This is a genomic window from Streptomyces sp. NPDC045678, assembly GCF_056432085.1.
In genome coordinates this window covers 597,744-622,368 of sequence record NZ_JBWKJS010000001.1, presented here as the reverse complement: position 1 = coordinate 622,368, position 24,625 = coordinate 597,744, and the positions used below count along the sequence as shown (strand labels likewise).

The 24,625-nt window shown below is 71.6% G+C and carries 21 protein-coding genes; 10 read left to right on the top strand and 11 right to left on the bottom strand.

Features of this window, described 5'->3' with window-relative positions; all coding sequences use genetic code 11:
- Window positions 1-729 (bottom strand): FadR/GntR family transcriptional regulator, encoded by a 729-nt coding sequence (locus AC07DO_RS02665; protein ID WP_479057503.1) that lies wholly within the window; start codon window positions 727-729, stop codon window positions 1-3.
- 160 nt (window positions 730-889) lie between these two features.
- Here AC07DO_RS02665 and AC07DO_RS02660 point away from each other — a divergent pair, with 160 nt between their 5' ends.
- The 5 genes from AC07DO_RS02660 to AC07DO_RS02640 are packed head-to-tail and all read left to right on the top strand — an operon-like array spanning window position 890 to window position 7,568.
- Entirely contained in the window at window positions 890-2,518 is a 1,629-nt protein-coding gene (locus tag AC07DO_RS02660; RefSeq protein ID WP_479056505.1) for an ABC transporter substrate-binding protein, read from the top strand.
- A 28-nt stretch (window positions 2,519-2,546) separates the two neighbouring features.
- The gene (locus AC07DO_RS02655) at window positions 2,547-3,506 is read left to right on the top strand and encodes an ABC transporter permease (RefSeq protein WP_479056504.1); all 960 of its coding nucleotides are present in this window, start codon (window positions 2,547-2,549) and stop codon (window positions 3,504-3,506) included.
- Window positions 3,503-5,566: a dipeptide/oligopeptide/nickel ABC transporter permease/ATP-binding protein gene (locus AC07DO_RS02650; protein ID WP_479056503.1), complete on the top strand. Its 2,064-nt coding sequence runs from the start codon at window positions 3,503-3,505 to the stop codon at window positions 5,564-5,566. The genes AC07DO_RS02655 and AC07DO_RS02650 overlap by 4 nt, the downstream gene beginning before the upstream one ends.
- Window positions 5,563-6,636 (top strand): oligopeptide/dipeptide ABC transporter ATP-binding protein, encoded by a 1,074-nt coding sequence (locus tag AC07DO_RS02645; RefSeq protein ID WP_479056502.1) that lies wholly within the window; start codon window positions 5,563-5,565, stop codon window positions 6,634-6,636. The genes AC07DO_RS02650 and AC07DO_RS02645 overlap by 4 nt, the downstream gene beginning before the upstream one ends.
- Window positions 6,633-7,568: a dihydrodipicolinate synthase family protein gene (locus tag AC07DO_RS02640; RefSeq protein ID WP_479056501.1), complete on the top strand. Its 936-nt coding sequence runs from the start codon at window positions 6,633-6,635 to the stop codon at window positions 7,566-7,568. The genes AC07DO_RS02645 and AC07DO_RS02640 overlap by 4 nt, the downstream gene beginning before the upstream one ends.
- Window positions 7,569-7,638: 70 nt before the next feature.
- On the opposite strand, the gene AC07DO_RS02635 is transcribed toward AC07DO_RS02640, so the two are convergent.
- From AC07DO_RS02635 to leuA, 5 genes are all read right to left on the bottom strand, one after another.
- The gene (locus AC07DO_RS02635; RefSeq protein ID WP_479057502.1) at window positions 7,639-8,316 is read right to left on the bottom strand and encodes a response regulator; all 678 of its coding nucleotides are present in this window, start codon (window positions 8,314-8,316) and stop codon (window positions 7,639-7,641) included.
- Window positions 8,317-8,318: 2 nt separating this feature from the next.
- Window positions 8,319-9,650 (bottom strand): sensor histidine kinase, encoded by a 1,332-nt coding sequence (locus AC07DO_RS02630; protein WP_479056500.1) that lies wholly within the window; start codon window positions 9,648-9,650, stop codon window positions 8,319-8,321.
- Complete coding sequence (locus AC07DO_RS02625) at window positions 9,647-11,746, bottom strand: MMPL family transporter (RefSeq protein ID WP_479056498.1); 2,100 nt, start codon at window positions 11,744-11,746, stop codon at window positions 9,647-9,649. The genes AC07DO_RS02630 and AC07DO_RS02625 overlap by 4 nt, the downstream gene beginning before the upstream one ends.
- Window positions 11,747-12,032: 286 nt before the next feature.
- Entirely contained in the window at window positions 12,033-12,764 is a 732-nt protein-coding gene (locus AC07DO_RS02620; protein WP_479056497.1) for a TerB family tellurite resistance protein, read from the bottom strand.
- Window positions 12,765-12,934: 170 nt separating this feature from the next.
- The gene (leuA, locus tag AC07DO_RS02615; RefSeq protein WP_479056496.1) at window positions 12,935-14,665 is read right to left on the bottom strand and encodes a 2-isopropylmalate synthase; all 1,731 of its coding nucleotides are present in this window, start codon (window positions 14,663-14,665) and stop codon (window positions 12,935-12,937) included.
- Window positions 14,666-14,957: 292 nt separating this feature from the next.
- On the opposite strand from leuA, the gene AC07DO_RS02610 reads away from it, so the two are divergent.
- The 4 genes from AC07DO_RS02610 (at window position 14,958) to AC07DO_RS02595 (ending at window position 19,036) form a co-directional block, all read left to right on the top strand.
- Window positions 14,958-16,034: a M4 family metallopeptidase gene (locus tag AC07DO_RS02610; RefSeq protein ID WP_479056495.1), complete on the top strand. Its 1,077-nt coding sequence runs from the start codon at window positions 14,958-14,960 to the stop codon at window positions 16,032-16,034.
- Window positions 16,035-16,077: 43 nt separating this feature from the next.
- A complete protein-coding gene (locus AC07DO_RS02605; RefSeq protein ID WP_479056494.1) occupies window positions 16,078-16,344 on the top strand; it encodes a protealysin inhibitor emfourin in 267 nt (88 codons plus the stop codon).
- Window positions 16,345-16,433: 89 nt separating this feature from the next.
- Window positions 16,434-17,801 carry a GH1 family beta-glucosidase gene (locus AC07DO_RS02600; protein WP_479056493.1) on the top strand — a complete coding sequence of 456 codons (1,368 nt, stop codon included), beginning with the start codon at window positions 16,434-16,436 and terminating at the stop codon, window positions 17,799-17,801.
- Window positions 17,798-19,036, top strand: a complete 1,239-nt coding sequence (locus tag AC07DO_RS02595) for an MFS transporter (RefSeq protein ID WP_479056491.1) — start codon at window positions 17,798-17,800, stop codon at window positions 19,034-19,036. The genes AC07DO_RS02600 and AC07DO_RS02595 overlap by 4 nt, the downstream gene beginning before the upstream one ends.
- A 9-nt stretch (window positions 19,037-19,045) precedes the next feature.
- Here AC07DO_RS02595 and era read toward each other — a convergent pair whose 3' ends face one another.
- The 3 genes from era to AC07DO_RS02580 all read right to left on the bottom strand — a co-directional run bounded on the left by era (window position 19,046) and on the right by AC07DO_RS02580 (window position 21,442).
- Window positions 19,046-20,008 (bottom strand): GTPase Era, encoded by a 963-nt coding sequence (era, locus tag AC07DO_RS02590; RefSeq protein WP_471422752.1) that lies wholly within the window; start codon window positions 20,006-20,008, stop codon window positions 19,046-19,048.
- Between the two features lie 106 nt (window positions 20,009-20,114).
- Window positions 20,115-20,468: a cytidine deaminase gene (locus AC07DO_RS02585; protein WP_479056489.1), complete on the bottom strand. Its 354-nt coding sequence runs from the start codon at window positions 20,466-20,468 to the stop codon at window positions 20,115-20,117.
- Window positions 20,469-20,518: 50 nt separating this feature from the next.
- On the bottom strand, window positions 20,519-21,442 hold the full coding sequence (locus tag AC07DO_RS02580; protein WP_479056487.1) for a helix-turn-helix transcriptional regulator: 924 nt from the start codon (window positions 21,440-21,442) through the stop codon (window positions 20,519-20,521).
- A 91-nt stretch (window positions 21,443-21,533) separates the two neighbouring features.
- Between AC07DO_RS02580 and AC07DO_RS02575 the strand changes: the two genes are divergently transcribed.
- Complete coding sequence (locus AC07DO_RS02575; RefSeq protein ID WP_479056486.1) at window positions 21,534-22,961, top strand: MFS transporter; 1,428 nt, start codon at window positions 21,534-21,536, stop codon at window positions 22,959-22,961.
- 34 nt (window positions 22,962-22,995) lie between these two features.
- Here AC07DO_RS02575 and AC07DO_RS02570 read toward each other — a convergent pair whose 3' ends face one another.
- On the bottom strand, window positions 22,996-23,214 hold the full coding sequence (locus AC07DO_RS02570; RefSeq protein ID WP_479056485.1) for a DUF397 domain-containing protein: 219 nt from the start codon (window positions 23,212-23,214) through the stop codon (window positions 22,996-22,998).
- Between the two features lie 154 nt (window positions 23,215-23,368).
- Complete coding sequence (locus tag AC07DO_RS02565) at window positions 23,369-24,268, bottom strand: helix-turn-helix domain-containing protein (protein WP_479056483.1); 900 nt, start codon at window positions 24,266-24,268, stop codon at window positions 23,369-23,371.
- Between the last annotated feature and the right edge of the window lie 357 nt (window positions 24,269-24,625).

Genomic DNA, 24,625 nt, shown 5'->3' with positions numbered 1-24,625 from the left:
CTACCCCACCCCCCGCATCCCCTGCCCCGCCCGCGCCCCGATGCCCCGGAAGTGGTCGGCCATCGCCCGCTGGGCGCGCCCCGCGTCCTTCGCGCGCAGCGCGGCCACGATGTCCCGGTGCCGGGCCACCGTCAGCTCGGGTGCCGGATCGCTCGCCCAGCCCCGCGCCCCCGCCACCCGGTGGAAGACGTGCCAGAACGCGCCGAGGAGCTGCGGCACCAGTTCGTTCCCCAGCGGGCGGTACAGCGTCTCGTGGAACTCGCGGTCCAGGTCGGGGAAGGCCGTTCCCGCGGCCGCCGCCTCCTCCATCCCGTGCACCAACGACTCCAGGCGGGACAGCTCGGCCTCACCGAGCGCCCCGGCGACGCGCCGCATCAGCCCCTCCTCCAGGACCTCGCGCAGTTCGAGGATCTCCACCAGCGCCCGGGTGTCGTCGCGGAGCCTGACGAGCGCGCGGAAGGTCAGGCCGTCGGCGAGCGGGGTGAGCGAGGCCTGCCCCACGTAGGTCCCGTGGCCGTGTCTGATCTCCACGATGTCCAGGGCCTGGAGGGCCTTGAGCGCCTCCCGAACGGAGTTGCGGCTGACGCCGAGCGCGACCATCAGCTCGGCCTCCGTGGGCAGCGGCGCGCCCGGCCGCAGCCCTCTTTCCAGGATCAACTCGACGACCTCACGCCGCACTTGCCCGCTCACACGCCGCTCTCGGATCGGCTCATCGGCCATGCGCGCCATCGTAGGCACGGCGGACATCCCACGTCCCACCTCCGGCACGAGTTCGTCCCGTTCGGATCCCTGCGCGCTCCCTTGACCAGGCCCCTCGCCGCTCCTATGGTCGCCACGCCACCCACGACGTAGGACGTGGGACCTCTCAGGGAGGCAAGGGAGACACACCGTGAGTGATCTGATCCCTCGGACCGCGCCGGACCGCCGGTCCTTCCTCAAGTACACGGGTGCGCTGGGCGCGGCCGCCGCCGTCACCACCACGCTCTCCGCCTGCTCGTCGGGGCCCGAGTCCACCAACGAGACGGGTGGCGGCGGGCAGGGCGGCAGTGCGACGCTCACCGCCGTCATCGGGTACGGGAACGACGGGAGCTGGGATCCGACCCAGACCGCGTCCGCCTTCGCGATGGCCGGGAACGAGCACATCTACGAGGGGCTCCTCGGGACCGATCCGATCAGCCGCGAGCCGTACGCCGCGCTCGCCACCGAGCTCCCGAACGACCTGAAGGCGACGACGTGGAAGTTCACGCTGCGCCCGGGGGCGAAGTGGCACGACGGCAAGCCCGTCACCGCCGACGACGTCGTGTTCGTCTTCGAGCGGATCCTCGACCCGAAGACCCAGACCCTCGCGAAGGGGTTCTTCGCGGGGTGGCTCAAGGAGGTCAGGAAGGTCGACGCCACCTCCGTCGAGCTGATCCTCAAGTTCCCGTTCCCGGACGGCGCCGCCCGTCTCTCCCTCGCCAAGATCATGCCGAAGCACGTCTTCTCGCAGCCGGGCGCCTGGGACGACGCGACCAAGGGGAAGGCCGTCGGCTCGGGGCCGTACAAGATGGCCTCGCACCACCCGAAGTCGAACACGACCTTCGAGGCCTTCGACGACTACAACGGACCGCGCAAGGCCGCGTTCAAGAAGATGAACTGGCTGACCATCGTGGACGCCGCGCCGCGCGTCGCGAAGATCTCCGGCGGCAGCGCCGAGGCGGAGATCGCCGACAACATCCCGTACGCCAACATCGGGCAGCTGAAGAAGAGCGGGATGAGCGTCGAGGGCGGCGCCGGGATGAACAACCTCTTCCTGCTGTTCAACACCGCGCACAAGCCGTTCGACGACGTCCGCGTCCGGCAGGCCCTGCACTACGCCATAGACCGCGACAAGATGATCCAGGCCGCCCTCAAGGGTCACGGCAGAGCGGCGACGTCCTTCCTGAACGAGTCCAACCCCACCTACCGGCCCGCCGGGACCGTGTACGGATACGACCTGGACAGGGCCAGGAAGCTCCTCAAGGAGGCCGGAGTCGGCAAGCTCACGGTCAACCTCATGGCCGTCAACGTGAGCTGGATCGTCGACTGCCTGCCCACCATCCAGGACGGCTGGGAGAAGCTCGGCGTCGAGGTCACCCTCGACCCCCAGGAAACCACCGCCGTCTTCACGAAGCTGGACCAGAAGAAGGACTTCCAGGTCGTCGCGGCCGCCTCCAACCCCAACCAGTTCGGGCTCGACGCCGACCTGATCATGCACTACAACTACGGCCCCGAGAACATCTGGATGGGCTACGCGCGCTGGGCCGACAACGCTGTCGCGAAGAAGCTCTTCAAGGACATGGACCAGGCCACCCGCGAACCCGAGGCGTCGAAGAAGCGGGCGATGATCCAGGACTACATCGACACCGTGGCGCGGCAGGCCGTGCTCTATCCGGTCGTGCACAACGAACTCATGACGGCCTGGGACCCCAAGAAGATCACCGGCGTCAAGGCCCAGCCGTACCCGGGCATCAACCTGCTGCAGGCCAAGTGGGTATGACGGAAAGCGAGTTCAGGAGCCGCACACCGTGACCGCTGTCCTCAGAATCCTGGCCCGCCGCGTCGCCCTGCTCGTGCCGCTGCTGCTCGGCATCGTGCTCTTCGTGTTCCTCGTGATGCGCTTCTCCGACGTCGACCCGGCGTCCGCGTTCTTCCAGGGCGCCAACCCGACCCCCGAGCAGCTGCACCGGTTCCGGGAGGAGAACGGGCTCCTCGACCCGCTGCCCGTCCGCTACCTCGCCTTCGTCGGCGACCTGCTCCAGGGCGACATGGGCATCAGCGTCCTCAACCGCTCCCCCGTCGTCGACCAGATCGCCACCGCGCTCCCCCTCACCGTGCAGCTGACCTTCCTGGGCCTCGGCATCGCCGTGGTGCTCTCCCTCGGCCTCGGCATCACCGCCGCGATCTACCGCGACCGGCTGCCCGACCAGCTGATCCGCGTCGTCTCCCTGACCGGCGTCGCGGCGCCCGGCTTCTGGCTGGCTCTCCTGATGATCCAGTACCTGGCCGTGGACCTCGGCTGGTTCCCGACCGGCGGCTACATCAACCCCGCCGACTCCTTCACCGGCTGGCTCAGGACCATGACGCTGCCCGCCCTCGCGCTCTCGCTGCCCGTGGCCGCGGGCCTCACCCGCATCGTCCGCACCGCCGTGGTCGAGGAGCTCGACAAGGACTACGTACGGACAGCCATCGGCAACGGCCTGCCCCCGGTGGTCGTCGTCGGCCGCAACGTCCTGCGCAACGCCCTCATCAACCCGCTCACCGTGCTCGGCCTGCGCGTCGGCTACCTGCTCGGCGGCGCGGTCGTCATCGAGACGATCTTCTCGCTGCCCGGCATGGGGAAGCTGATGATCGACGCCGTGAAGAACGGCGACCCCGCCGTCGTGCAGGGCGTCGTCATCACCACCGCCGTCGGCTTCGTGGTCGTGAACCTCGTCATCGACATCCTCTACCTGCTGGTCAACCCACGCCTGAGGGGGACGAGTTGACGCCCGCCCAGCCACACACTCGTAAGGCCCTCGCCGAGCGGCTCTCCGTGCCCGGCATCCGGCTCCGCTCCCTGCGCAAGCTCCCCGTCCTCTCCCGCATCGCGGTCGGCGTCGTCGCACTCGTCGTCCTGGTGGCCCTCTTCGCGCCGCTGCTCGCCCCGCACGACCCGCTCGACCAGCAGCCCCAGGCCGGCGGGACCGGAGCGCCCTCCGCCGACCACTGGATGGGCCAGGACAGCCTGGGCCGCGACATCCTCAGCCGGCTGATGTACGGGGCACGCTGGTCGCTCGCCATCGGGCTCGGCGCGACCCTGCTCGCACTCGTCGCGGGCGCCGTCATCGGCGCGGTCGCCGCGACCTCCCGCAAGGCCGTCGACGAGACGCTGATGCGCTGCCTGGACGTCGTCATGGCGTTCCCCGGCATCGCGCTCGCCGCCGTGCTCGTCGCCGTGTTCGGCGGCGGCATCACCGTCCTGATCTGCGCCATCGCCTTCCTGTTCACCCCGCCGATCGCACGGGTCGTACGGGCCAACGTCCTCGACCAGTACGGCGAGGACTACGTCGTCGCCGAACGCATCGTCGGCGCCCGCACCCCGCACATCCTGATCCGGCACGTCGCCGTCAACTGCGCCGCGCCCATCCTGGTCTTCTGCACCGTGCAGGTCGCCGAGGCCATCGTCTTCGAGGCGTCGCTCTCCTTCATCGGCGCGGGCGTGCGGCCGCCCGACCCGTCCTGGGGCAGCGTCATCGCGGACGGCAAGAACATGGTGCTGATCGGCGGCTGGTGGGCGACGGTCTTCCCCGGCCTCCTCATGCTGATCACCGTCCTCGCCCTGAACGTCCTCTCCGAAGGCGTGTCGGACGCCTGGGCCGCCCCCTCGACCCGCGACGTCACCGGCACGGACCGCGCCCAGGACCGCCTGGAGGCCCCCGAACCCGGCAGCGGCCGCGTCCTCGAACTGCCCGGCCTGCCCCGGGCGGCCCACCGGCTCCGCTCCCGCGCCCGCCCCCTCCCCACGGGTGCTCCGGTGCTGGCCGTCACCGGCCTCACCCTCTCCTTCCCGCAGCGCCACGGGGGCGTCGACATCGTCGACGGGATCAGCTTCGACGTACGGCCCGGTGAAGTCCTCGGCCTGGTCGGCGAGTCGGGCTGCGGCAAGTCACTGACGGCGCTCACGGTCATGGGCCTGGAGCCGAAGGGCGCCCGGGTCGGCGGCCGCGTCACCTTCGACGGGCAGGAGCTGACCGGCCTGCCGATGCGCGCCCGGCGGCGGCTGCTCGGCCACGACATGGCGATGATCTACCAGGACGCCCTGTCCTCGCTGAACCCCGCGATGACGGTCCGCGCGCAGCTCAAACAGGTCGTACGGAGAGGTGGCCGGCGCTCGGCGTCCGAACTCCTCGCACTCGTCGGCCTGGACCCCGACCGCACCCTGCGCAGCTATCCGCACGAACTCTCCGGCGGCCAGCGCCAGCGCGTCCTGATCGCCATGTCCCTCTCCCGCGACCCGAAACTGATCGTCGCCGACGAGCCGACGACCGCGCTCGACGTCACCGTGCAGGCGCAGATCATCCAGCTCCTGCTGCGGCTGCGCGAGGAGCTGGGCTTCGCGCTGATCCTCGTCTCGCACGACCTCGCGCTCGTCGCCGACGTCACCGACCGGGTGGTGGTGATGTACGGAGGGCAGATCGTCGAGACGGGCGTGACGGCGGACCTGGTGGAGTCCCCCGCCCACCACTACACGCGGGGCCTGCTCGGTTCGGTGCTGTCGCTCGAGTCGGCGGCGCAACGCCTCACGCAGATCAAGGGCGTGGTCCCGTCCCCGGCGGACTTCCCGCCGGGCTGCAGATTCGCGGACCGCTGCCCGCTGGCGAGCGAGGTGTGCCGCGAGACGCCTCCGCGGCTGGCGGGTACACCGGCACACTCCACGGCCTGCCACCACCCGGCGGACGAGGCATTGCGAACCACCGCGGCGGGCCTTTCAGACGCGCCTCCGGGGGGCTTCTCAGGGGCGCGGGGAACTGCGCGACCAGCCACGACGGAGCGGAAGCCGAAATGACCCCCAAGCCCCCCATCGTGGAACTGGACAACGTGCACGTAGTGCACAGGGCCCGCTCGGGAGGCCTCCTCTCCCGGGACCACGTGTACGCCCTGACAGAAGCAACCGTGGCCCTCGCCCCCGGCGAGACCGTGGGCATCGTCGGCGAATCCGGCTGCGGCAAGTCGACCCTGGCCAAGGTCGTCGTCGGCGCCCAGCGCCCCAGTAAGGGCACCGTGTCCTTCCGCGGCCACGACCTGTGGACGATGCCGGCCGCGGAACGGCGGACCTCCATCGGGACCCGCGCCGGGATGATCTTCCAGGACCCGTCGACCGCCCTGAACCGCCGCCTCCCGGTGAACCGGATCCTGCGGGACCCCCTCGACGTGCACAGACGAGGCACCCCGAGGGAACGGGACGAGCGCGTACGGGAGTTGATGTCGCTGGTCGGCCTGCCGAAGAGCCTCGCCGACGGGCTGCCGGGACAGCTGTCCGGCGGGCAGCGCCAGCGCGTCGCCATCGCCCGCGCCCTCGCCCTCGAACCGGACCTGGTGGTCGCCGACGAGCCGACGAGCGCCCTCGACGTGTCCGTACGCGCCCAGATCCTCAACCTGCTCCTCGACCTGAAGGAGCGCCTGGGGCTCGCGCTCGTCTTCGTGTCCCACGACATCCAGACCGTACGCAGGATGAGCGACCGCGTCGTCACGATGTACCTGGGCCGGATCGTCGAGGAGGCGCCGGCCGGGGAGAGCCTGACCCGCGCCCGGCACCCGTACACGCGCGCCCTGTTCTCCGCCACGCCCGGGCTGCTCGACCCCATCGACCCGATCCCGCTCGTCGGCCCCGTGCCGTCGGCGACCCGGCCGCCGAGCGGCTGCCCCTTCCGCACCCGCTGCTGGAAGGCGGACGAGGTGTGCGCCACCGCCATGCCGGAGAACCGACAGGCGGGCGAAGTACACCGGTTCCGCTGTTTCCATCCCGTGGCCGAGGGGGAATCGACCCACGACCTCGTCACCCAGGCCGCCGCCACGGCCGGAGCCACGGACAGCGCCACCGTCCCGCACAGCGCCACCCCAAGGGAGCATCCATGACCATGCCCGCCCCGCTGACCGGTGTCGTCCCGCCCGTCTGCACCCCCCTGACACCGGACCGCGAGGTGGACGTCCCCTCCCTCACCCGGCTCGTCGACCACCTGGTCGCGGGCGGCGTCGACGGTCTCTTCGTGCTCGGCTCGACCTCCGAGGTCGCGTACCTGACCGACCGGCAGCGCACACTGGTCGTCGAGACCGTCGTCCGCCATGCGGGCGGGCGCCTCCCGGTCCTGGCCGGGGCCATCGACATGACCACGCCCCGCGTCCTCGACCGCGCGCGGGCCGCCACCGAGGCGGGCGCGGACGCGGTCGTCGTCACCGCGCCCTTCTACACACGGACCCATCCGGCCGAGATCGCCCGCCACTTCCGGCTCGTCGCGGAGGGCTGCGGGGTGCCCGTCGTCGCGTACGACATTCCGGTGGCGGTGCACACGAAGCTGCCCGCGGAACTGGTCCTGGAGCTGGGCCGGGACGGTGTGCTGGCGGGCCTGAAGGACTCCAGCGGCGACGAGGGGGCGTTCCGGCGCGTGGTCCTCGGCAAGCGGGCGGAGCCGGGGCTCGCCGGGTTCGGTGTCCTGACGGGGTCGGAGCTCACCGTCGACTCGGCGCTGGCGATGGGCGCCGACGGTGTCGTGCCGGGACTCGGGAACGTCGACCCGGAGGGGTACGTGCGGCTCCACCGCGCCTGCCGTGAGGGTGACTGGGCGCGGGCGCGGGCCGAACAGGAGCGGCTGTGCGGGCTGTTCGGGATGGTGACGGCGGGCGATCCGGCGCGGATGGGCGGCAGTTCCGCGGCGCTCGGCGCGTTCAAGGCGGCGCTGCGGCTGCGCGGGATCATCGACTGCCCTGCCACGGCGGAGCCGCAGATCCCGCTGTCGGCGGCGGAGACCGAGCGGGTGGGCAAGCACCTGGCCACGGCCGGGCTGCTGTGAGACGCCGGCTCGCCCTCTGAGGGGTGCGCGTCCGATACCGGCCGGGCGGCGCCCGCGGCCCGGCCGTCGCTCAGGGCGAGGCCACGGAGCCCGGCGCGACAAGACCCGACTCGTAAGCGATGATGACGAGTTGGGCCCTGTCGCGGGCGCTCAGCTTCCCCATGATGCGGCTGACGTGCGTCTTCGCGGTCAGCGGGCTCAGGCCCAGCATGTCGGCGATCTCCTGGTTGTTCAGGCCGCGCGCGACGAGCCGCAGGACCTGCCGCTCCCGCTCCGAGAGCCCGTCGGGCCCGCCCTCGACGGGCACCCCGGTGTCCGGCGCCCGCAGCACCCGGGCGATCAGCCGGGCCGTGGGGCCCGGCGACAGGAGCGCGTCGCCGGCCGCCACCGTGCGGATGGCGTCCAGGAGTTCGGCGGGCCTGGTGTCCTTGACCAGGAAGCCGGACGCGCCCGCGCGCAGCGCGTCGACGACGTGCTCGTCGGTGTCGTACGTGGTCAGCATCAGGACCTTCACGCCCGCCAGGTCCTCGTCGGCGGCGAGCAGCCGTGTCGCCTCGATGCCGTCGAGGTCGGGCATGCGGATGTCCATGACGACGAGGTCGGCGCGTTCGGAGCGGGCCAGGTCGACCGCCGCGCGCCCCGTGCCCGCCTGCCCCACGACCTCCATGTCGGGCGCCGAGTCGACGAGCATCGCGAACGCGGCCCGCACCAGCGTCTGATCGTCGGCGAGGAGCACGCGGATGGGCACCGTCACGACAGGCCTCCCAGGGGAACGGATGCGAGCGGAAGCACCGCGGACACCAGGAATCCCCCTTCGGGCCGCGGGCCCGCGTCCAGGGTCCCACCGACCGTACGGGCCCGCTCCCGCATTCCGAGGAGTCCGAACCCCGGTGCGTGACCGTCCCCTTGGGCGCGGCCGCCGCGCCCGTCGTCCGCGACCCGCACGCACAGCGCCGCGTCCTCGGGGCGCACCGACACCCGCACGGTGATGTCGGGCCCCGCGTGCCGTACGACGTTGGTCAGCGCCTCCTGCACGATGCGGTAGGCCGCGGCGCCCACGGCGGCCGGTGCCCCGCAGTCCGTCACGGCGAGTTCGACGCGGGCACCCGCGGTACGGGCCGCGTCGGCGAGGTCGGGCAGGCCGTCGAGGCCCGGCAGCGGCCCGCGTGCCTCGTCCGCCGCCGCCCCGTCCTCGTCGTCGGAGCCGGAGCGCAACACCTGGAGCGTGGCGCGTAGTTCACCGCGGGCGGTGCGGCAGGTCTCGGCGACGTCGTCGAGCGCCTTGGCGACCGCGGCACGGTCGAGCCGGTCCGGGTCGGCGGCCAGGACGTGCGCGGCGACGGACGTCTGGACGCCGACGAGCGTGATGCTGTGCGCGAGCAGGTCGTGCAGGTCGCGGGCGACCCGCAGCCGCTCCTCGGCGACCCTGCGGCGTGCCTCCTCCTCGCGGGTGCGTTCGGCGCGTTCGGCGCGCTCCACCACGGAGGCGACGTACTGGCGGTGGATGCGCACGTACACGCCGAGCAGCAGGAACGCGACGATCCAGCCGGAGATCCGCAGCGACTGCGCGCCCTCGGCCATGCCTTCGTGGAACTTCACGCCCAGCATGACGCCCATGACGCCGGCGCCGATGAGGAGCGTGTTGCAGGGCCGGCTGCGGGAGGCCACGGTGAACAGCGCGACCATCGACACGGCCATGGGCGCGGTGTGGTTGTTGTCCAGGGAGTGGTAGGGCAGCAGGACCGCCATCAGGGCGAGCATGACGCGCAGCGGGGCGCGGCGCCGCCACACGACGACGACGTGGGCGACGAGCAGCAGCACCCAGCCGGCCATGTCCGGTGCCTGTCCGTTGTCCCGTACGACCTGCACGGTCACGGCGGCGCTGACGGCCATGGCGAGGGCGAACAGAGCGTCCGTGCGCAGCCGTTCGCCGGGGGCGGCCGGGCCGAGTACGCGCTCGACGAGGTCGCTGCGGACGCCGTGCCCCGCGCAGGGGCCGGGCTCAGGAGATTCCACCGCTCCATCTTCCGGCATACGGGCGCCCCTCCGGGAGAGGAGGGGCGCCGGGAAAGACCGGCTCAAGTCGACGGGACCCGGGCGGGCTCGGCCTCGTGGGCCGGCGGCGGGGCGGCCGGGGCGGGCCGGGACAGCGGTCCTGGCCACCAGACCTTCCTGCCGAGCGCCACGCTCGCGCTCGTCACCAGGTACGTGCGGACCAGGAAGGTGTCGAGCAGCACGCCGACGGCGATGATGAAGCCGAGCTCGACGAGTTGGACCAGCGGCATGTTGGTCAGCACGGCGAACGTGGCGGCGAGGACGAGGCCCGCGGAGGCGATGACGCCGCCGGTGGTGCGCAGCGCGGTGAGCGCGGCCGCGCCCGGTTCGGCGCCGTTCAGGCACTCCTCCCGCATCCGGTGCATCAGGAAGATCCCGTAGTCCACGCCGAGTGCGACGAGGAAGACGAAGGAGAGCAGCCCGAGGCCCGGGTCGGAGCCGTCGAACCCGAAGAGCGGCTCGAAGACGAGGCCCGCGATGCCGAGCGAGGCGCCCCACACCGCGACGACCGCGGCGAGCAGCAGCAGCGGCGCGACGAGGCTGCGCAGCAGGGCCACCAGGACGAGCAGGACGGCGCCGAGGACGAGCGGCACGACGATGTTCCGGTCGCGGACGTTGGTGTCCGCCAGGTCGAGTTGCTGCGCGCTGGGACCGCCGACGTACGAGCCGTCGAGCCCGTCGCGCAGTGCCTCGATGGTCTTGGTCTCGCCCGCGGACTCGGGCGCGGACTTCGCGGTGACGGTGATCTCGGTCCAGCCCGCGGCGGTACGTCCCCGCTCGGCGCGGCCCACGCCCTCGGTGTCGCGGATGCGCGCCAGGGAGTCGTCGGCCCGCCCGTCCGGCGTCATCACGGTGATGGGCTGGGTGCCCTGCGCGGGGTAGGCGGCGGCGAGGGTCTTCACGGCGGACACGGATTCGGGGGTCTTGGTGAAGGAGTCCTCCTGCTTGAGCGCGCCGGGCAGGTTGAACGCGCCGAGGGCGAGTGCGCCGAGCAGCACGGCTCCGCTCGCGAGCACGGTGAGCGGCCTGCGTTCCGCGGAGGTGCCCATCGCGGCGAAGAGGCTGCGCCGCTGCTTGGGTGTGGTCCCGAAGGCGGGTACGAGCGGCCAGAACACGCGTCGGCCGAGGAGGACGAGCACGGCGGGCAGCAGGGTCAGCATGGTCACGAGCGCGCACAGCACGCCGACGGTGCCGAGCGGTCCCATGCCGCGGCTGCTGTTGAGGTCGGCGGCGAGCAGGCAGAGCAGTCCGGCGGCGACGGTGCCGGAGGACGCGAGCACGGCGGGCCCGCAGCCGCGCAGGGCGGTGACCATGGCGTCGTAGGGCCGCTCGATCCTGCGCAGTTCCTCCCGGTAGCGGGCGACGAGGAGCAGCGCGTAGTCCGTGCCCGCGCCGAACACGAGGATGGTCATGATGCCCGAGCTCTGCCCGGTGACGGACGTGTCGAAGGCCTGGTTCAGTCCGTACGCGACGCCCATCGCGAGATAGTCGGCGACGCCCGCGACGGCGAGCGGCACGAGCCACAGGAACGGGCTGCGGTAGATGATGATGAGCAGCAGCGCGACGACGCCGGCGGTGGTGTAGAGCAGGGGGCCGCCGAGCGAGTTGTAGACCTCACTCGCATCGGTGTCGAGGGCCCCCGCGCCACCGACGTCGACGCTCAGTCCGCCCTCGCCGTGCGTGATGTCCCGCACGTCGTTGACCAGTGCGTCCCGCTTGTCCTCGTCCCGTCCGGGCTCGGTGCTCGCGACGGGGTACATGAGGGTGGTGCCGTCCTTGGAGGGGACGGCCTCCGGCTTGCCGACGAGCTTGTGGGCGTCGGCGACTTCGGCGACCTGGTCCGCGGCCGTCTTCCGGTCGGCGGGGGTGAGCCCGCCGTCCCGGTGGTAGACGAGCACGAGCTCGGTGGCCTCGCCGCCCGGCAACTTGTCCTGCAGGTTGGCGACTTCGGTGGAGGACGCGCTTGCCGGAAGGTAGTCGATGGCCCGGTCCGTCTGGACGTCGGCGAGCTTCGACGCGAACGGCGAGGCGATCGCGAGCACGACGATCCACAGCCCCAGAAACACCCAGGGCACGGTGCGCCGTCGCCGCGCCGGTGCGGCGTTGGTTGGTACGGCCCCCATGACGGGCCCCTTTCGACAGCGGTGACAGGTTCACGCCCTACCCTCCCGTCAGCCGCTGGAATTTCCCTCGGGCCCAGGGGCGAGGCGTGGGCTACGCCGTGGGGAGGCGGGCGGCCGGAACTACTCCCCGCGGAGTACGGGCAGCGCCTCCCGGAGCCGCCCCCAGCGCCGGACGCCGGGGAGGACGTACCGGAACAGGACGAACACCCCGGCGAACGCCGGGGTGTTCGGGAGGGTCACCGCCGCCCGGCGAGCCCCGCCCTCGCGCTCGCGCGCCGGGATCGGCTCAGGACGGCGTCCGTGCCGTCGCGAGGAGGCGTGTCACGTCCTCCGAGCAGATCGTCAGGGCGCAGCCCGCCGTGCTGAGCACATCGCGCTCGGCGGGGGTGTAGGGCCCGTCGGCGAGGGCGATGCGGGCGCCCTGGAGGAGCAGCGCGTCGCGGCCCGCGGGGGCGAGGTGCGGGGCCAGCGGGCCGAGCGCCTCGTGGAGTTCGATGGCGAGGCCGGGACCGCAGTCGGGTTCGGTGGCGCGCCCGGCGTCCGTGGCGAGCGCGTTGACGAGGGCGACGAGCCGGTCCTCCGTACAGTCCTCGTGGCCCGCGCCCTGCAGCGCGCAGACGGCCGTCTCGAGGACCGTGCGCGATCCGGTGCCGCCCGTGGAGAGGACCGCGAGGACGATCGTGTGGACGGCGTCGCGGAGCATCGCGGAGAGCCGGGTGGTGGTGGGGTGGTCGAGGACGTCCGGGTCGAACAGGTCCTGGCAGGCGGCGCACTGGATGACGGGGCCGCGGGTGCCCCGCGGCAGGACGGGCACGCCCAGCAGGACGAAGCGGCGCCGGCCCGTGAGGCGCTGGTAGTTGCGGTCGCCGCCGCACGCCGGGCAGAAGAACTCGCCGTCGCCCACGGCGTCCCAGGCCGTGTTCATGCCGATCACGCGCCTGCACAGCGCCCGCCCGCGTGAGACCGGCTTGGCGAGGATGCGGGAATTCCGGCCGTTTCGTCCCCGATCTGGCAGCATCACGCACCTCCGTAACTCCCCGGCTGCATTGCCGTGTTGGCGTGATGTTAGCCACATCGATGATGCGGCGTCAGCACCTCGCACAGGAGAGCGAGTCCGACATGGCCGGGAGATGACGCGGCCCCGCCCGCCGGAAGGGCGGACGGGGCCGGGCGGGGACGGGCGGCGGACTAGCGCGCCGCGCGGTTGACGGCGGAGACGACGGCCTTCAGGGAGGCGCGCGTCGTGTTCGCGTCGATGCCGATGCCCCACAGCACCTTGTCGCCGATCGCGCACTCGATGTACGAGGCGGCCTGCGCGGACGCGCCCTCGCTCATCGTGTGCTCCTGGTAGTCCAGCAGGCGCACGTCGATGCCGATGCCCTGCAGCGCGTCGAAGAAGGCGGAGATCGGGCCGTTGCCCGTACCGGTCAGAACCGTGTCCTCGCCGTCCAGCGTGGCCTCGACGGTGAGGCGGTCGACGCCGTCGGTGTCGGTCGTCGTCTGACCGTTCTTGACCTGAATCCGCCCCCACTGCGCCTCGGTGTTCCCGGGGTTCGGCAGGTACTCGTCCTGGAAGACGCTCCAGATCGCTCCGGGCGTGACCTCGCCGCCCTCGGCGTCGGTTTTCGTCTGGATGATCCTGGAGAACTCGATCTGCATGCGGCGGGGCAGGTCCAGCTTGTGGTCGTTCTTCAGGACGTACGCGATGCCGCCCTTGCCGGACTGTGAGTTGACGCGGATGACGGCCTCGTAGGACCGGCCGACGTCCTTGGGGTCGATGGGCAGGTACGGCACGGCCCACTCGACGTCGTCGACGGTCTTGCCCGCGGCGGCGGCCCGGCCCTCCAGCGCGTCGAAGCCCTTCTTGATGGCGTCCTGGTGGGAGCCGGAGAAGGCGGTGTAGACCAGGTCGCCCGCGTAGGGGTGGCGGGGGTGGACCTCCATCTGCGTGCAGTACTCGTACACGCGGCGGACCTCGTCGATGTCGGACAGGTCGATCTGCGGGTCGACGCCCTGCGAGAAGAGGTTCATGCCCAGCGTCACCAGGTCGACGTTGCCGGTGCGCTCGCCCTGACCGAACAGGCAGCCCTCGACGCGGTCGCCGCCGGCCATGACGGCCAGCTCGGCGGCGGCGACGGCGGTGCCGCGGTCGTTGTGCGGGTGGATGGAGAGGCAGACGAACTCGCGCCGGGACAGGTTGCGCGACATCCACTCGAAGCGGTCCGCGTGCGTGGAGGGCGTGGAGCGCTCGACCGTGGCGGGCAGGTTCAGGATGATCTCGCGGTCGGCGTCGGGCTGCCAGACGTCCATGACGCCCTCGCAGACCTCCAGGGCGAAGTCCAGCTCGGTGTCGGTGAAGATCTCGGGGCTGTACTGGTATCCGAAGGTCGTACGGTCGTCGAGCAGCTTGTCGGCGTACTCCATGACCAGGCGCGTGCCGTCGACGGCGATCTGCTTCACGGCGTCCCGCGAGCCGCGGAAGACCACATCGCGCCACACGGGTGCAGTCGCGTTGTACAGGTGGACGGTCGCGCGCCGGGCGCCCTTCAGGGACTCCACCGTGCGCTCGATGAGCTCTTCGCGCGCCTGCGTCAGGACGGAGATGGTCACGTCCTCGGGGATCGCGTTCTCGTCCTCGATGATCGACCGTACGAAATCGAAGTCCGTCTGGCCCGAGGAGGGGAAGCCGACCTCGATCTCCTTGTAGCCCATGCGGACCAGCAGGTCGAACATGGCGCGCTTGCGGGCCGGGGACATCGGGTCGATCAGCGCCTGGTTGCCGTCGCGCAGGTCGGTGGAGAGCCAGCGGGGAGCGACCGTGATCCGCTGGTCGGGCCAGGTGCGGTCGGGGATGTCGACCTGCTCGTACTGCCCGTACTTGTGGATCGGCATGGAAGTGGGGCGCTGGAAGTTCGGCATGTGCGGGGCTCCTCGGAAGTGTCCTGAAGGACGGCCGACGGTCTTAGCGCAACGCCGAACTCCGCGGGGAGGGGGTCGGCCTCGACTACAGGCCCTCGCCGCGGCAGCTAAGGAGAAGCAGCCCGAATCGCATGATGTGCCGCAGCCTAGCCGAGCCGCGCTCGATCGCGCGGGCCCGTATCAGTATGCGGGACCGTGGCCGGATAAACCCCTAGTGCTGATCAATCCCTCTATTTCAGCAATCATGGTCGCAGGTAGTGACAGTGGCATGACCCAGTGCCACATTGCCGCCATGACCGTCAACCCACGAGCCTTCGAGCCCGTCTTCTGCACCATCGTGCCGCCCCACGTCCTGGACACGCTCGCCCAGAGCCAGGACCCCGCGCTCGCCGGACCCGCCCGCCGCACCCTGGAGCGGGACTCCATCGAGCGCACGCACCGCCGTCTGACGACCGTCATCGGCGCGCCCGGCGCCACCCCGCCCAAGGAGGCCACGGCGGGCAAGCCGCACCGCACGATCTACGACGCCAAACACCGCACGGAGCTCCCGGGCCGCAAGGTGCGGAGCGAGGGCGACAAGCCGGGCAAGGACGCCACCGTCAACCGCGCGTACGCGGGCCTCGGCGCGACCTTCGAGCTGTACCAGAAGTCGTACGACCGCAATTCCATCGACGGCAACGGCCTGCCGCTGAACGCGACGGTCCACTACGGCGAGGACTACGGGAACGCCTTCTGGAACGGCGAACAGATGGTGTTCGGCGACGGCGACAACGAGATCTTCCTGGACTTCACCATCCCCGTGGACGTCATCGGCCACGAGCTCACCCACGGCGTGGTGCAGTACACGGCGAACCTCACGTACTTCGGCCAGCCGGGCGCCCTGAACGAGTCGATGGCGGACGTCTTCGGCTCGATGATCAAGCAGTACACGCTGGGCCAGACCGCCCAGGAGGCCGACTGGCTGATCGGCGCGGGCCTGCTCGCCCCGCGCGTCACCGGCAAGGCGCTGCGCTCCATGAAGGAGCCCGGCACGGCGTACGACGACGACGTGCTCGGCAAGGACCCGCAGCCCGCCGACATGGACCACTATGTGCGCACGGGCCGCGACAACGGCGGCGTACACATCAACTCCGGCATCCCGAACCGGGCGTTCTACCTGGTCGCCGACGCCCTCGGCGGTCACTCGTGGGAGCGGGCCGGACAGATCTGGTACACCGTCCTGACCGGCGGCGAGCTGGCGCAGGACGCCTCCTTCACCGACTTCGCGAAGCTGACGGTGGCCGCCGCCCGCACGAAGTACGGCGACGGGGACGAGCTCAAGGCCGTCATCGACGCGTGGTCCACGGTCAAGGTCCCCGCGACCGACTGATGACGTGCTACCGGCCGCCCGCCCGGTGGAGTAGACAGGACCCATGCGTATCCAGGTGAAGCGGACCGGAGGATTCGCGGGCATCGACCGGCATGCCGAGGTGGACACCTCGGAGCTGGCCGATGCCCCGGAATGGCACGCCCTGGCCGAACAGGCCGTGGCCGAGGGACGGGGCGCCCCGCCGATAGGGGTGCCGGACGGCTTCAACTACCAGCTGACGGTGGACGGGCAGACGGTGTACTGCTCGGACCCGCGGCTGACGGAGCCGCAGCGGAAGCTGATCTCGCGCGTACTGAAGGAGGGCGCCTAGCCATAGGCCCGACAGAAACTTGAGGGGTGTTCACTTTTTCCGCGCACGACCATTGACTTCCGTACTGGCCGGTACGGAAGATCCCGCCCATGGCAGCGAGCGCGGCACCGGCGAGACCACCGTTCCCTGAGTTCCCCCGCGACTTCCTGTGGGGCGTCTCCACATCGGCCCACCAGATCGAGGGCGCCGCCGACGAGCGCGGCGCCTCCGTCTGGGACGCGTTCACGGCCGTGCCGGGGAACGTGAAGGACGGCTCGACGGCCGCGGTCGCCTGCGACCACTACCACCGCTACCGCGAGGACGTGGCGCTCGTCCGCGACCTCGGCGTGGACGCGTACCGCTTCTCGGTCTCGTGGCCGCGCGTGCTGCCCGCCGGGGCGGGCGCGGTGAACCCGGCGGGCCTGGACTTCTACGACCGCCTCGTCGACGAGCTGTGCGCGGCGGGCGTACGGCCCGTCCCCACCCTCTTCCACTGGGACACCCCGCTCGTCGTGCAGCAGGCGGGCGGCTGGCTGAACCGGCGCACCGCCGAGCGGTTCGCCGAGTACGCGGCGGTGGTCGCGGCCCGCATCGGCGACCGCGTCACCAAGTGGATCACCCTCAACGAACCGGCGGAACACACCCTGCTGGGCCACGCCCTCGGCCAGCACGCCCCCGGCGAACGGCTCCTGTTCGACGCGCTGCCCGCCGCCCACCACCAGCTCCTCGCGCACGGCCTCGCCGTACGGGCGCTGCGTGCGGCCGGCGCCCGCGACATCGGCATCGCCAACTCGCACGGCCCGACGTGGCCCGCGTCCGACACCGAGGACGACACGGCCGCCGCCGACTTCTACGACCTGCTCCTCAACCGCCTCGTCGCGGACCCGCTGCTCCTCGGCGACTACCCGGAGGGCATCGGGGAGCTGATGCCCTCAAAGGACCTCGCGGCGGACCTGAAGGTGATCTCCGAGCCGCTGGACTGGTACGGGATCAACTTCTACCAGCCGACGAAGGTGGGCGCGCCGCTCCCCGAGGGCACGGCGACGGAGTTCGCGGGGGTCACGCTCCCGCCCGAACTCCCCTTCTCACCGCGGCGGATCGACGGCTTCCCGGTCACGGACTTCGGCTGGCCGGTCGTCCCCGACGCCCTCCCCGAACTCCTCACCGCCTTCCGCGACCGGTACGGCGACCGGCTCCCGCCCCTCGTCATCACCGAGAACGGCTGCTCGTACGACGGACTCGACGACCAGGACCGCATCGCCTACCTCGACGGCCATCTACGAGCGCTGCACCGCGCGCTGCGGGCGGGAGCGGACGTGCGTGGCTACTTCATCTGGTCGCTGATCGACAACTTCGAGTGGGCGGAGGGGTATCGGCAGCGGTTCGGTCTCGTGCACGTCGACCACGCCACGCAGGTGCGCACGCCCAAGGCGTCGTACCACTGGCTGCACGAGGTCCTGCGGGCGCGCCGCCCATGACGTCGATTGCGCTGCGGGAGCCGGCCGAACGGGTCGGCCGGGGCTGGACGGCCTCGCTGTCGCTCGCCAACGGCGCGATCTGGGTGGGCTGGTACGGGCCGCTGCAGATCCTGCTCGCCGTCCAGGCGGAGGACCTCGCGCCGGCGGGCACGTCCAAGGAGACCGTCCTCGCCTGGGTGACGGGCGTCGGCGCGGTCGTCTCCCTCGCCGCGAACCCGTTCTTCGGCGCGCTCTCGGACCGTACGACGTCCCGCTGGGGCAGGCGCACCCCGTGGATCGTGGCGGGCACGGCCGGCGGCGCGCTCTCGCTCCTCCTGCTCTCCTCGGCGGACTCGGTGGGACGGCTGGCGGTGGGCTGGTGCCTGGTCCAGCTCACCCTGAACGCCGCGTTCGCGGCGGTGACGGCCGCCGTGCCCGACCGTGTGCCGCGTCTGCAGCGGGGCTCGGTGGGCGGGTGGCTGGGCGCGGCGCAGCTGCTGGGCGTGGTGGTGGGGACGGGGCTCGCGACGGCGGCGGGCGGGACGGGCGCGGGGTACGCGGCCTGCGCGGTCTTCACGGTGGTGGGCGTCCTGCCCTACGTCGTACACCACCGGGACCTGCGCCTGTCGGCCGCCGACCGGCCGCCGTGGTCCCTGCGGGGCTTCCTCGCGGGCTTCCGCCTGAGCCCGCGCCGCCACCCGGACCTGGCGTGGGCGTGGCTGACCCGGTTCCTGCTGAACGTCAGCAACTCCCTGGTGCTGCTCTACCTTCTCTACTTCCTCCGCGACCGCCTGCACCGCCCCGATCCGGACGAGGGCGTGCTGGTCCTCACGGCGGTGAACGGCGCGACGATGCTCGCCACCGTCGTCGTGGGCGGCGCCTGGTCGGACCGGACGGCCCGCCGCAAACCGTTCGTGATGTGGTCGGGCGCGCTCATGGCGGTGGCGACGGCGATGCTGGCCCTCTGGCAGACCTGGCCCGGCGCGATCGTCGCGGCGGCGGTGCTCGGCATCGGCTTCGGCGTCTTCACGTCGGTGGACTTCGCGCTGATGACGGACGTCCTGCCCGCGGCGGCGGACCGCGGCAAGGACCTGGGCATCATCAACGTGGCCAACTCCCTCCCCCAGGTGGCGGCCCCCGCCCTGGCGGCCCCGATCGTGACCCACCTGGGCGGCTACCGGGCGCTGTACCTGACGGCGGCGGTGATCGGGCTGACGGGGTCGGTGCTGGTGACGCGGATCAGGGGAGTGCGGTGAGGATGCCGCTCAGAAGCCGAGCTTGCGCAGCTGGCGCGGGTCCCGCTGCCAGTCCTTGGCGACCTTCACGTGCAGGTCCAGGAAGACGGGCGTGCCGAGCAGCGCCTCGATCTGCTTGCGGGACTTGATGCCGACGTCCTTGAGGCGCTTGCCCTTCGGGCCGATGATGATGCCCTTCTGGCTGGGCCGCTCGATGTAGACGAACGCGTGGATGTCGAGCAGCGGCTTGTCGGCGGGGCGGTCCTCGCGGGGCAGCATCTCCTCGACCACGACCGCGATGGAGTGCGGCAGCTCGTCCCGCACACCCTCCAGCGCCGCCTCGCGGATCAGCTCCGCGACCATGACCTGCTCGGGCTCGTCCGTGAGGTCGCCCTCGGGGTAGAGCGCGGGGCCCTCCGGCAGCAGCGGCACGATGAGGTCCGCGAGCAGGCCGACCTGCTGGTCGCCGACGGCCGACACCGGCACGATCTCGGCCCACTCGAAGCCCAGCTCCTTGCCGAGCTGGTCGATGGCGATGAGCTGCTCGGCGAGCGTCTTGCTGTCGACCAGGTCCGTCTTCGTGACGATCGCGATCTTCGGCGTCTTCTTGATGGAGGCGAGCTCCTTGGCGATGAACCGGTCGCCGGGGCCGAGCTTCTCGTTCGCGGGCAGGCAGAAGCCGATCACGTCGACCTCGGCCCACGTCGTGCGCACGACGTCGTTGAGCCGCTCGCCGAGCAGTGTGCGCGGCTTGTGCAGCCCCGGCGTGTCCACCAGGATCATCTGCGCGTCGGGACGGTGCACGATGCCGCGCACCGTGTGCCGCGTGGTCTGCGGCTGGTCGGCGGTGATCGCCACCTTCTTGCCGACCAGAGCGTTCGTGAGGGTGGACTTGCCCGCGTTGGGGCGGCCGACGAAGCAGGCGAAGCCGGCGCGGTGGACGGCCTCGGACGGCTCGGCTGAAGACGGGGTACGAACGCTCATGGCGCCCATTGTCCCTGATCCCCGGAGCCCCGCCGCACCGCCCGGCCCGAAGAGGGAGCCCCGGGAGTCCGTCTTCGGGGGCGGAGACCCGCCCGGAGGGTGGTGGGCGGAGGGCTCAGCCCGCCTCGACCCGCGCCCTGACCTCGCCGTCCGCCCCCGCCAGGAACACCGGCGTCCCGGCCCCGCCCAGGTCCCGTACCGCGGCGAGATCCTCGTCGGCGACCGCCTCCGCCCCGGAGACGACCGCTGCCGCCTCCAGCGACTCCGCACCGGACGCCACGGCCATGGCGACCGCCGTCCTCAGCGCGGACAGCCGAAGCGAGTCGAGAGCGACCGTCCCCGCCACGTACGTGCGTCCCGTCTCGTCCCGCACCGCCGCACCCTCGGGCACGCCGTTGCGGGCCCTCGCGGAACGGGCCAGGGTGACGATCTTGCGGTCCTCGGGGTCAAGCGCGGCGCTCTCAGTCATGCCCCGAGCATACGGAGCACGCCCCGCGGGACCGCCACCGGATGGACCGGCTACCCGGCCACCGGGTAGATCGACCCGCGCCGCCCCTCGGGCGAGGCCAGCCACGCCAGCTTCCCCGCGGTGTCCACCTCGGCGTCCGGCATCGGCGTGTGCAGCACGATGGTGAGGTCGGGCCTGGCCGGCACCTTCAGCTGCGTCGACTCCAGGAACAGCGTCCCCACCACCGGGTGCTCGATCTCCTTGGCGACCTGCCCGCCGGGCAGGATGTCCCGCCGCTCCCACAGCTCCACGAAGTCCTGGCTCACCGTCTTCGCCTCGGCGATCACCGCCGCGAACCCGTCGTCGTCGGGATGCTCCGAGCACGCGGCCCGGTACATCGCCACGACCTGCGGCGCGTTCCGCTGCCAGCTCCGCGCGCGGGCCCGGTAGATGGGGTCGGTGAAGAAGGTGAGCAGACAGTTCTCGGACGTCTCCGAGCGCATCCCGAGCACCGACGCGGCCGCGTCGTTGTACATGACGCAGTTCCAGTACGCGTCCATGATGTGCGCCGGCTGCGGCATCCACGTGTCGATGAGCCGGTGCAGCCCCTCGCACATCTCCCGGTCGTCCCTGGCGACCTCGGGCCGCGGCGGATTGAGCCCGGCAAGCACGTACAGATGGCGCCGCTCGGCGCCGCTCAGCTTCAGCACGCGCGCCACGGAGTCCAGGACCTGCGGCGACACGGAGATGTCGCGGCCCTGCTCCAGCCACTGGTACCAGGACGCCCCGACCCCGGCGAGCACGGCGACCTCCTCGCGGCGCAGCCCCGGGGTGCGGCGGCGGGCCCCGCCGTCGGGAAGCCCGGCCTCCGCGGGGCTGACCCGCGCACGCCGGCTCATCAGGAACTCCCGGAGCTCCCCGAGCCGCCGCGCCTTGGACGCGCCGCCGTCGGACGCCGTCATCGATGCCGTGCCCGCCGCTTCCGCTGCCGCCATATGGCGCTCCCCCAAGCCCTGACTGGTGTTCCGACCACCAGCATAAGTTCCCGCTCCCCACGTCTATTCCGGCCGACGCAAGCTCTTGACCATGGCGATCGACACCACCACTGCCCCGTCCCCCCAGGCCGCACCACCGGCGCCGCAGCCGCGCGGCCCGAAGCTCTCCACCCGCGACAAGCTCGTCCTCTTCGTGCTCTGCGCCGCGCAGTTCATGGTCGCGCTGGACTTCTCCGTACTGAACGTCGCACTGCCCGTGCTCGGCCCCGACCTCGGCATGAGCCACTCCGCGCTCCAGTGGGCGGTGACCGCCTTCGCGCTGCCGTCCGGCGGTTTCCTGCTCCTCTTCGGCAGGACCGGTGACCTCTTCGGGCGCCGCAAGCTGTTCCTCGCGGGTCTCGCGCTCTTCGGCCTCGCCTCGCTGCTCGCCACGTTCGCGTGGGACCCGGCGTCGTTCCTCGCCGGGCGCGCGCTGCAGGGGGTGGGCGCGGCGGCCATCGTGCCGACCGGCATGTCCCTCCTGACGACCACGTTCCCCGAGGGCCCGCAGCGCGACCGCGCGCTCGGCATCTCCGGCACGCTGCTCTCGCTCGGCTTCACGGTCGGCATGGTGCTGGGCGGCGTACTGACCGACACCCTCGGCTGGCGTTCCACGATGGGCCTGCTGACCCTCTTCGCGCTGATCGTGCTGCCGCTGGCGCCGGGCCTGCTGCCCGAGTCCCGTACCCCGGACCGCCCGCGCCTGGACGTCCCCGGCGCCGTGACGGTCACCGGCGGTCTGCTCTCCCTGATCTACGCCCTGTCCACGGCGGCCCAGCGCGGCTTCGGCGGCACGGACGTCATCGTCACGCTGGTGGCGGGCGTCCTCCTGCTCGCGGCCTTCGGATACGTCGAGTCGCGCGCCGCGTCCCCGCTCGTGTCGCTGCCGATGCTGCGCCGCCGCACGGTGGCGTGGGGCAACCTCGGCGGTCTGGTCACGTTCTCGATGATGTCGACGGTCGTGTTCGTGCTGACCCTCTACTTCCAGGAGGTGCTGCGCCTCTCGGCCTTCGAGACCGGCCTGATCTTCGGTGCGCAGGGCGTCCTGTCGGTGGTCGCCGGCGTGTACGCGCCCCGGGTCATCGGCCGCTTCGGCGCACGCCGCACGCTGGTCGGGTCGCTGGTCGGCCAGGGCCTGCTGGGGGCCGCGCTGCTCGGCATCGGTGAGGGCGGCCGGTCGGTGTGGCTGGCCACGGCGGCCGTGTCGGTGGCGAGCATGTTCCACCTGGGCGCGATCGTGTCGTACGGCGTGACGGTCACGTCGGGCGTCCCCGACGAGGAGCAGGGCCTGGCGACGGGCCTGGTCACCTCCACGCAGCAGGTGGGCCTCACCGTCGGCATACCGGTGCTCGGTGTCCTCGCGACGACGGGCTCGGACCTGCTGTCGGGCACGCGGACGGTCCTGGCGATCGACGCGGCGGTGGTGCTCGTGACGGCGGCCGCGGTGGCGGTCGGGCTCGGCGGGCGCAAGCGCGCGTGAGCCCCGCGGACCGGTGTGACCCGGCCCAGCCCCGTCAGGGCCGGGCCGCCGTCACGTCACGCGTCGGAATCGGGGCTCGGACGACCGAGGACAGGAAGGCGACCCAGGTGTCCGGGCCCACCGCGACGACCGCGCCCCGCGGGCGTGCGGAGTCGCGGATCAGGACCGTCCTGCCGGTCCAGGCGATCTCCACGCAGTCCTCTCGGGGATCCCCGCTCGCACTGCTCTTGCGCCATGACCATGTGCTGACCACGCTTCTCCTCCACCCCGGGTGCGGAAGGCCAGCCGGCCCAGCACGGCTGGTGCAGAGGGACGTAGCACCTCTTCCAGGATAACGGCGCGACATACATATATGAACGACCGGTTTCCCGCCAAGGTCCGTTGCGTGCCGTGGGATTGATGATGCGTCAGGCGGCTTCGACCGGCGAAAGCAGCCGTTCCAGTTCGTCGGCACCCTCCTCGGCCCGCGCCGCCAGCATCCGCAGCATGTCGACGTTGCGCTCCTTGACGGCGAGATCCTCCAGCTCCCAGAACCTCTCCAGGTAACGCCCGCTCTCCTCGGGGGAGTTGGTGGTGTAGGAGTCACCCCGGGGGTTTTCCAGGTAGAGCGAGTCCGGCATCTCGTCCGCCTCGAACTCGAAGAGCGTGAAGGGGCCCTGGATACCGGGGTGCGCGCCGACGCTGAAGGGGAGGATCTGAATGCTCACCTTCGGCAGCGAGGCGAGCTCCGCGAGGCGCTCCAACTGGGCCCGCATGACGCCACGTCCGCCGACCTGACGGCGCACGACCGATTCGTCGAGGATGTAGAAGATCTCCCGGTCACCCGACGTCAGCGTGTCCTGGCGGGAAAGGCGCACCTCGATGGCGCGCTCGACCGCCTCGTTGTCGATCCCCTTGTCGTACGCCCGCATGATCGCGCGGCCGTACTCCTCGGTCTGCAAAGGACCCGGCACCTGGAGGGAGTTGTACGCCCGCACGATCGACGCCGACGACTCCAGCGCCAGGAACTGCAGGAACTCCTTGCTGTACAGGTCGCGGTACTCCGTGTACGGCATCTTGCGGCTGCCCCGCGCGAGGTCGAGCAGTTCCTCGATCTTGCGGCGGTCCCGGATCCCGTACGCGTCCAGGAGGGGGCGCAGGTCGTTGACGGAGATGCCGACCTCGCCAGCCTCGATCCGGATCAGCTTGGAGGGGCTCCACTCCATCTTCGCGGCGACCTGCCGCTGTGTGAGACGCGCGGCGGTCCGCGCCTTTCGGAGCTCGGTGCGCAGCCGCAGCCGCTGAAGTGCCGCACTTGGCGCGCTCATGATGGCTCCACCCCCAACCGGACCGTGCGAGGTGCAACATAGCAGACTAGCAGCTTACTCATCGAGACCTTCCGGGACGACAGTTCACGCCACTGCCAGGAGACCTCGTAGCGCACGCACGCGCAACCGCAGCGGCGGAGCCGAGGCCGACAGTTGCCGAGTAGCTATATCGCACTTGGCGAGCCCACGATGCGCAACGTGTCCGACAGTACTACCCATGTCGCCACGTCCAGGCTACGATATGGCAGAGGGTAGCCTGCTCAACTGACCGTCGTCGCAAGGAGGTTGGGAACAGAGCCGATCAGGTGCGGACCCACTCCACCGAGTGCCGTCGGCACCGCTGATTTCCCCCTTCCT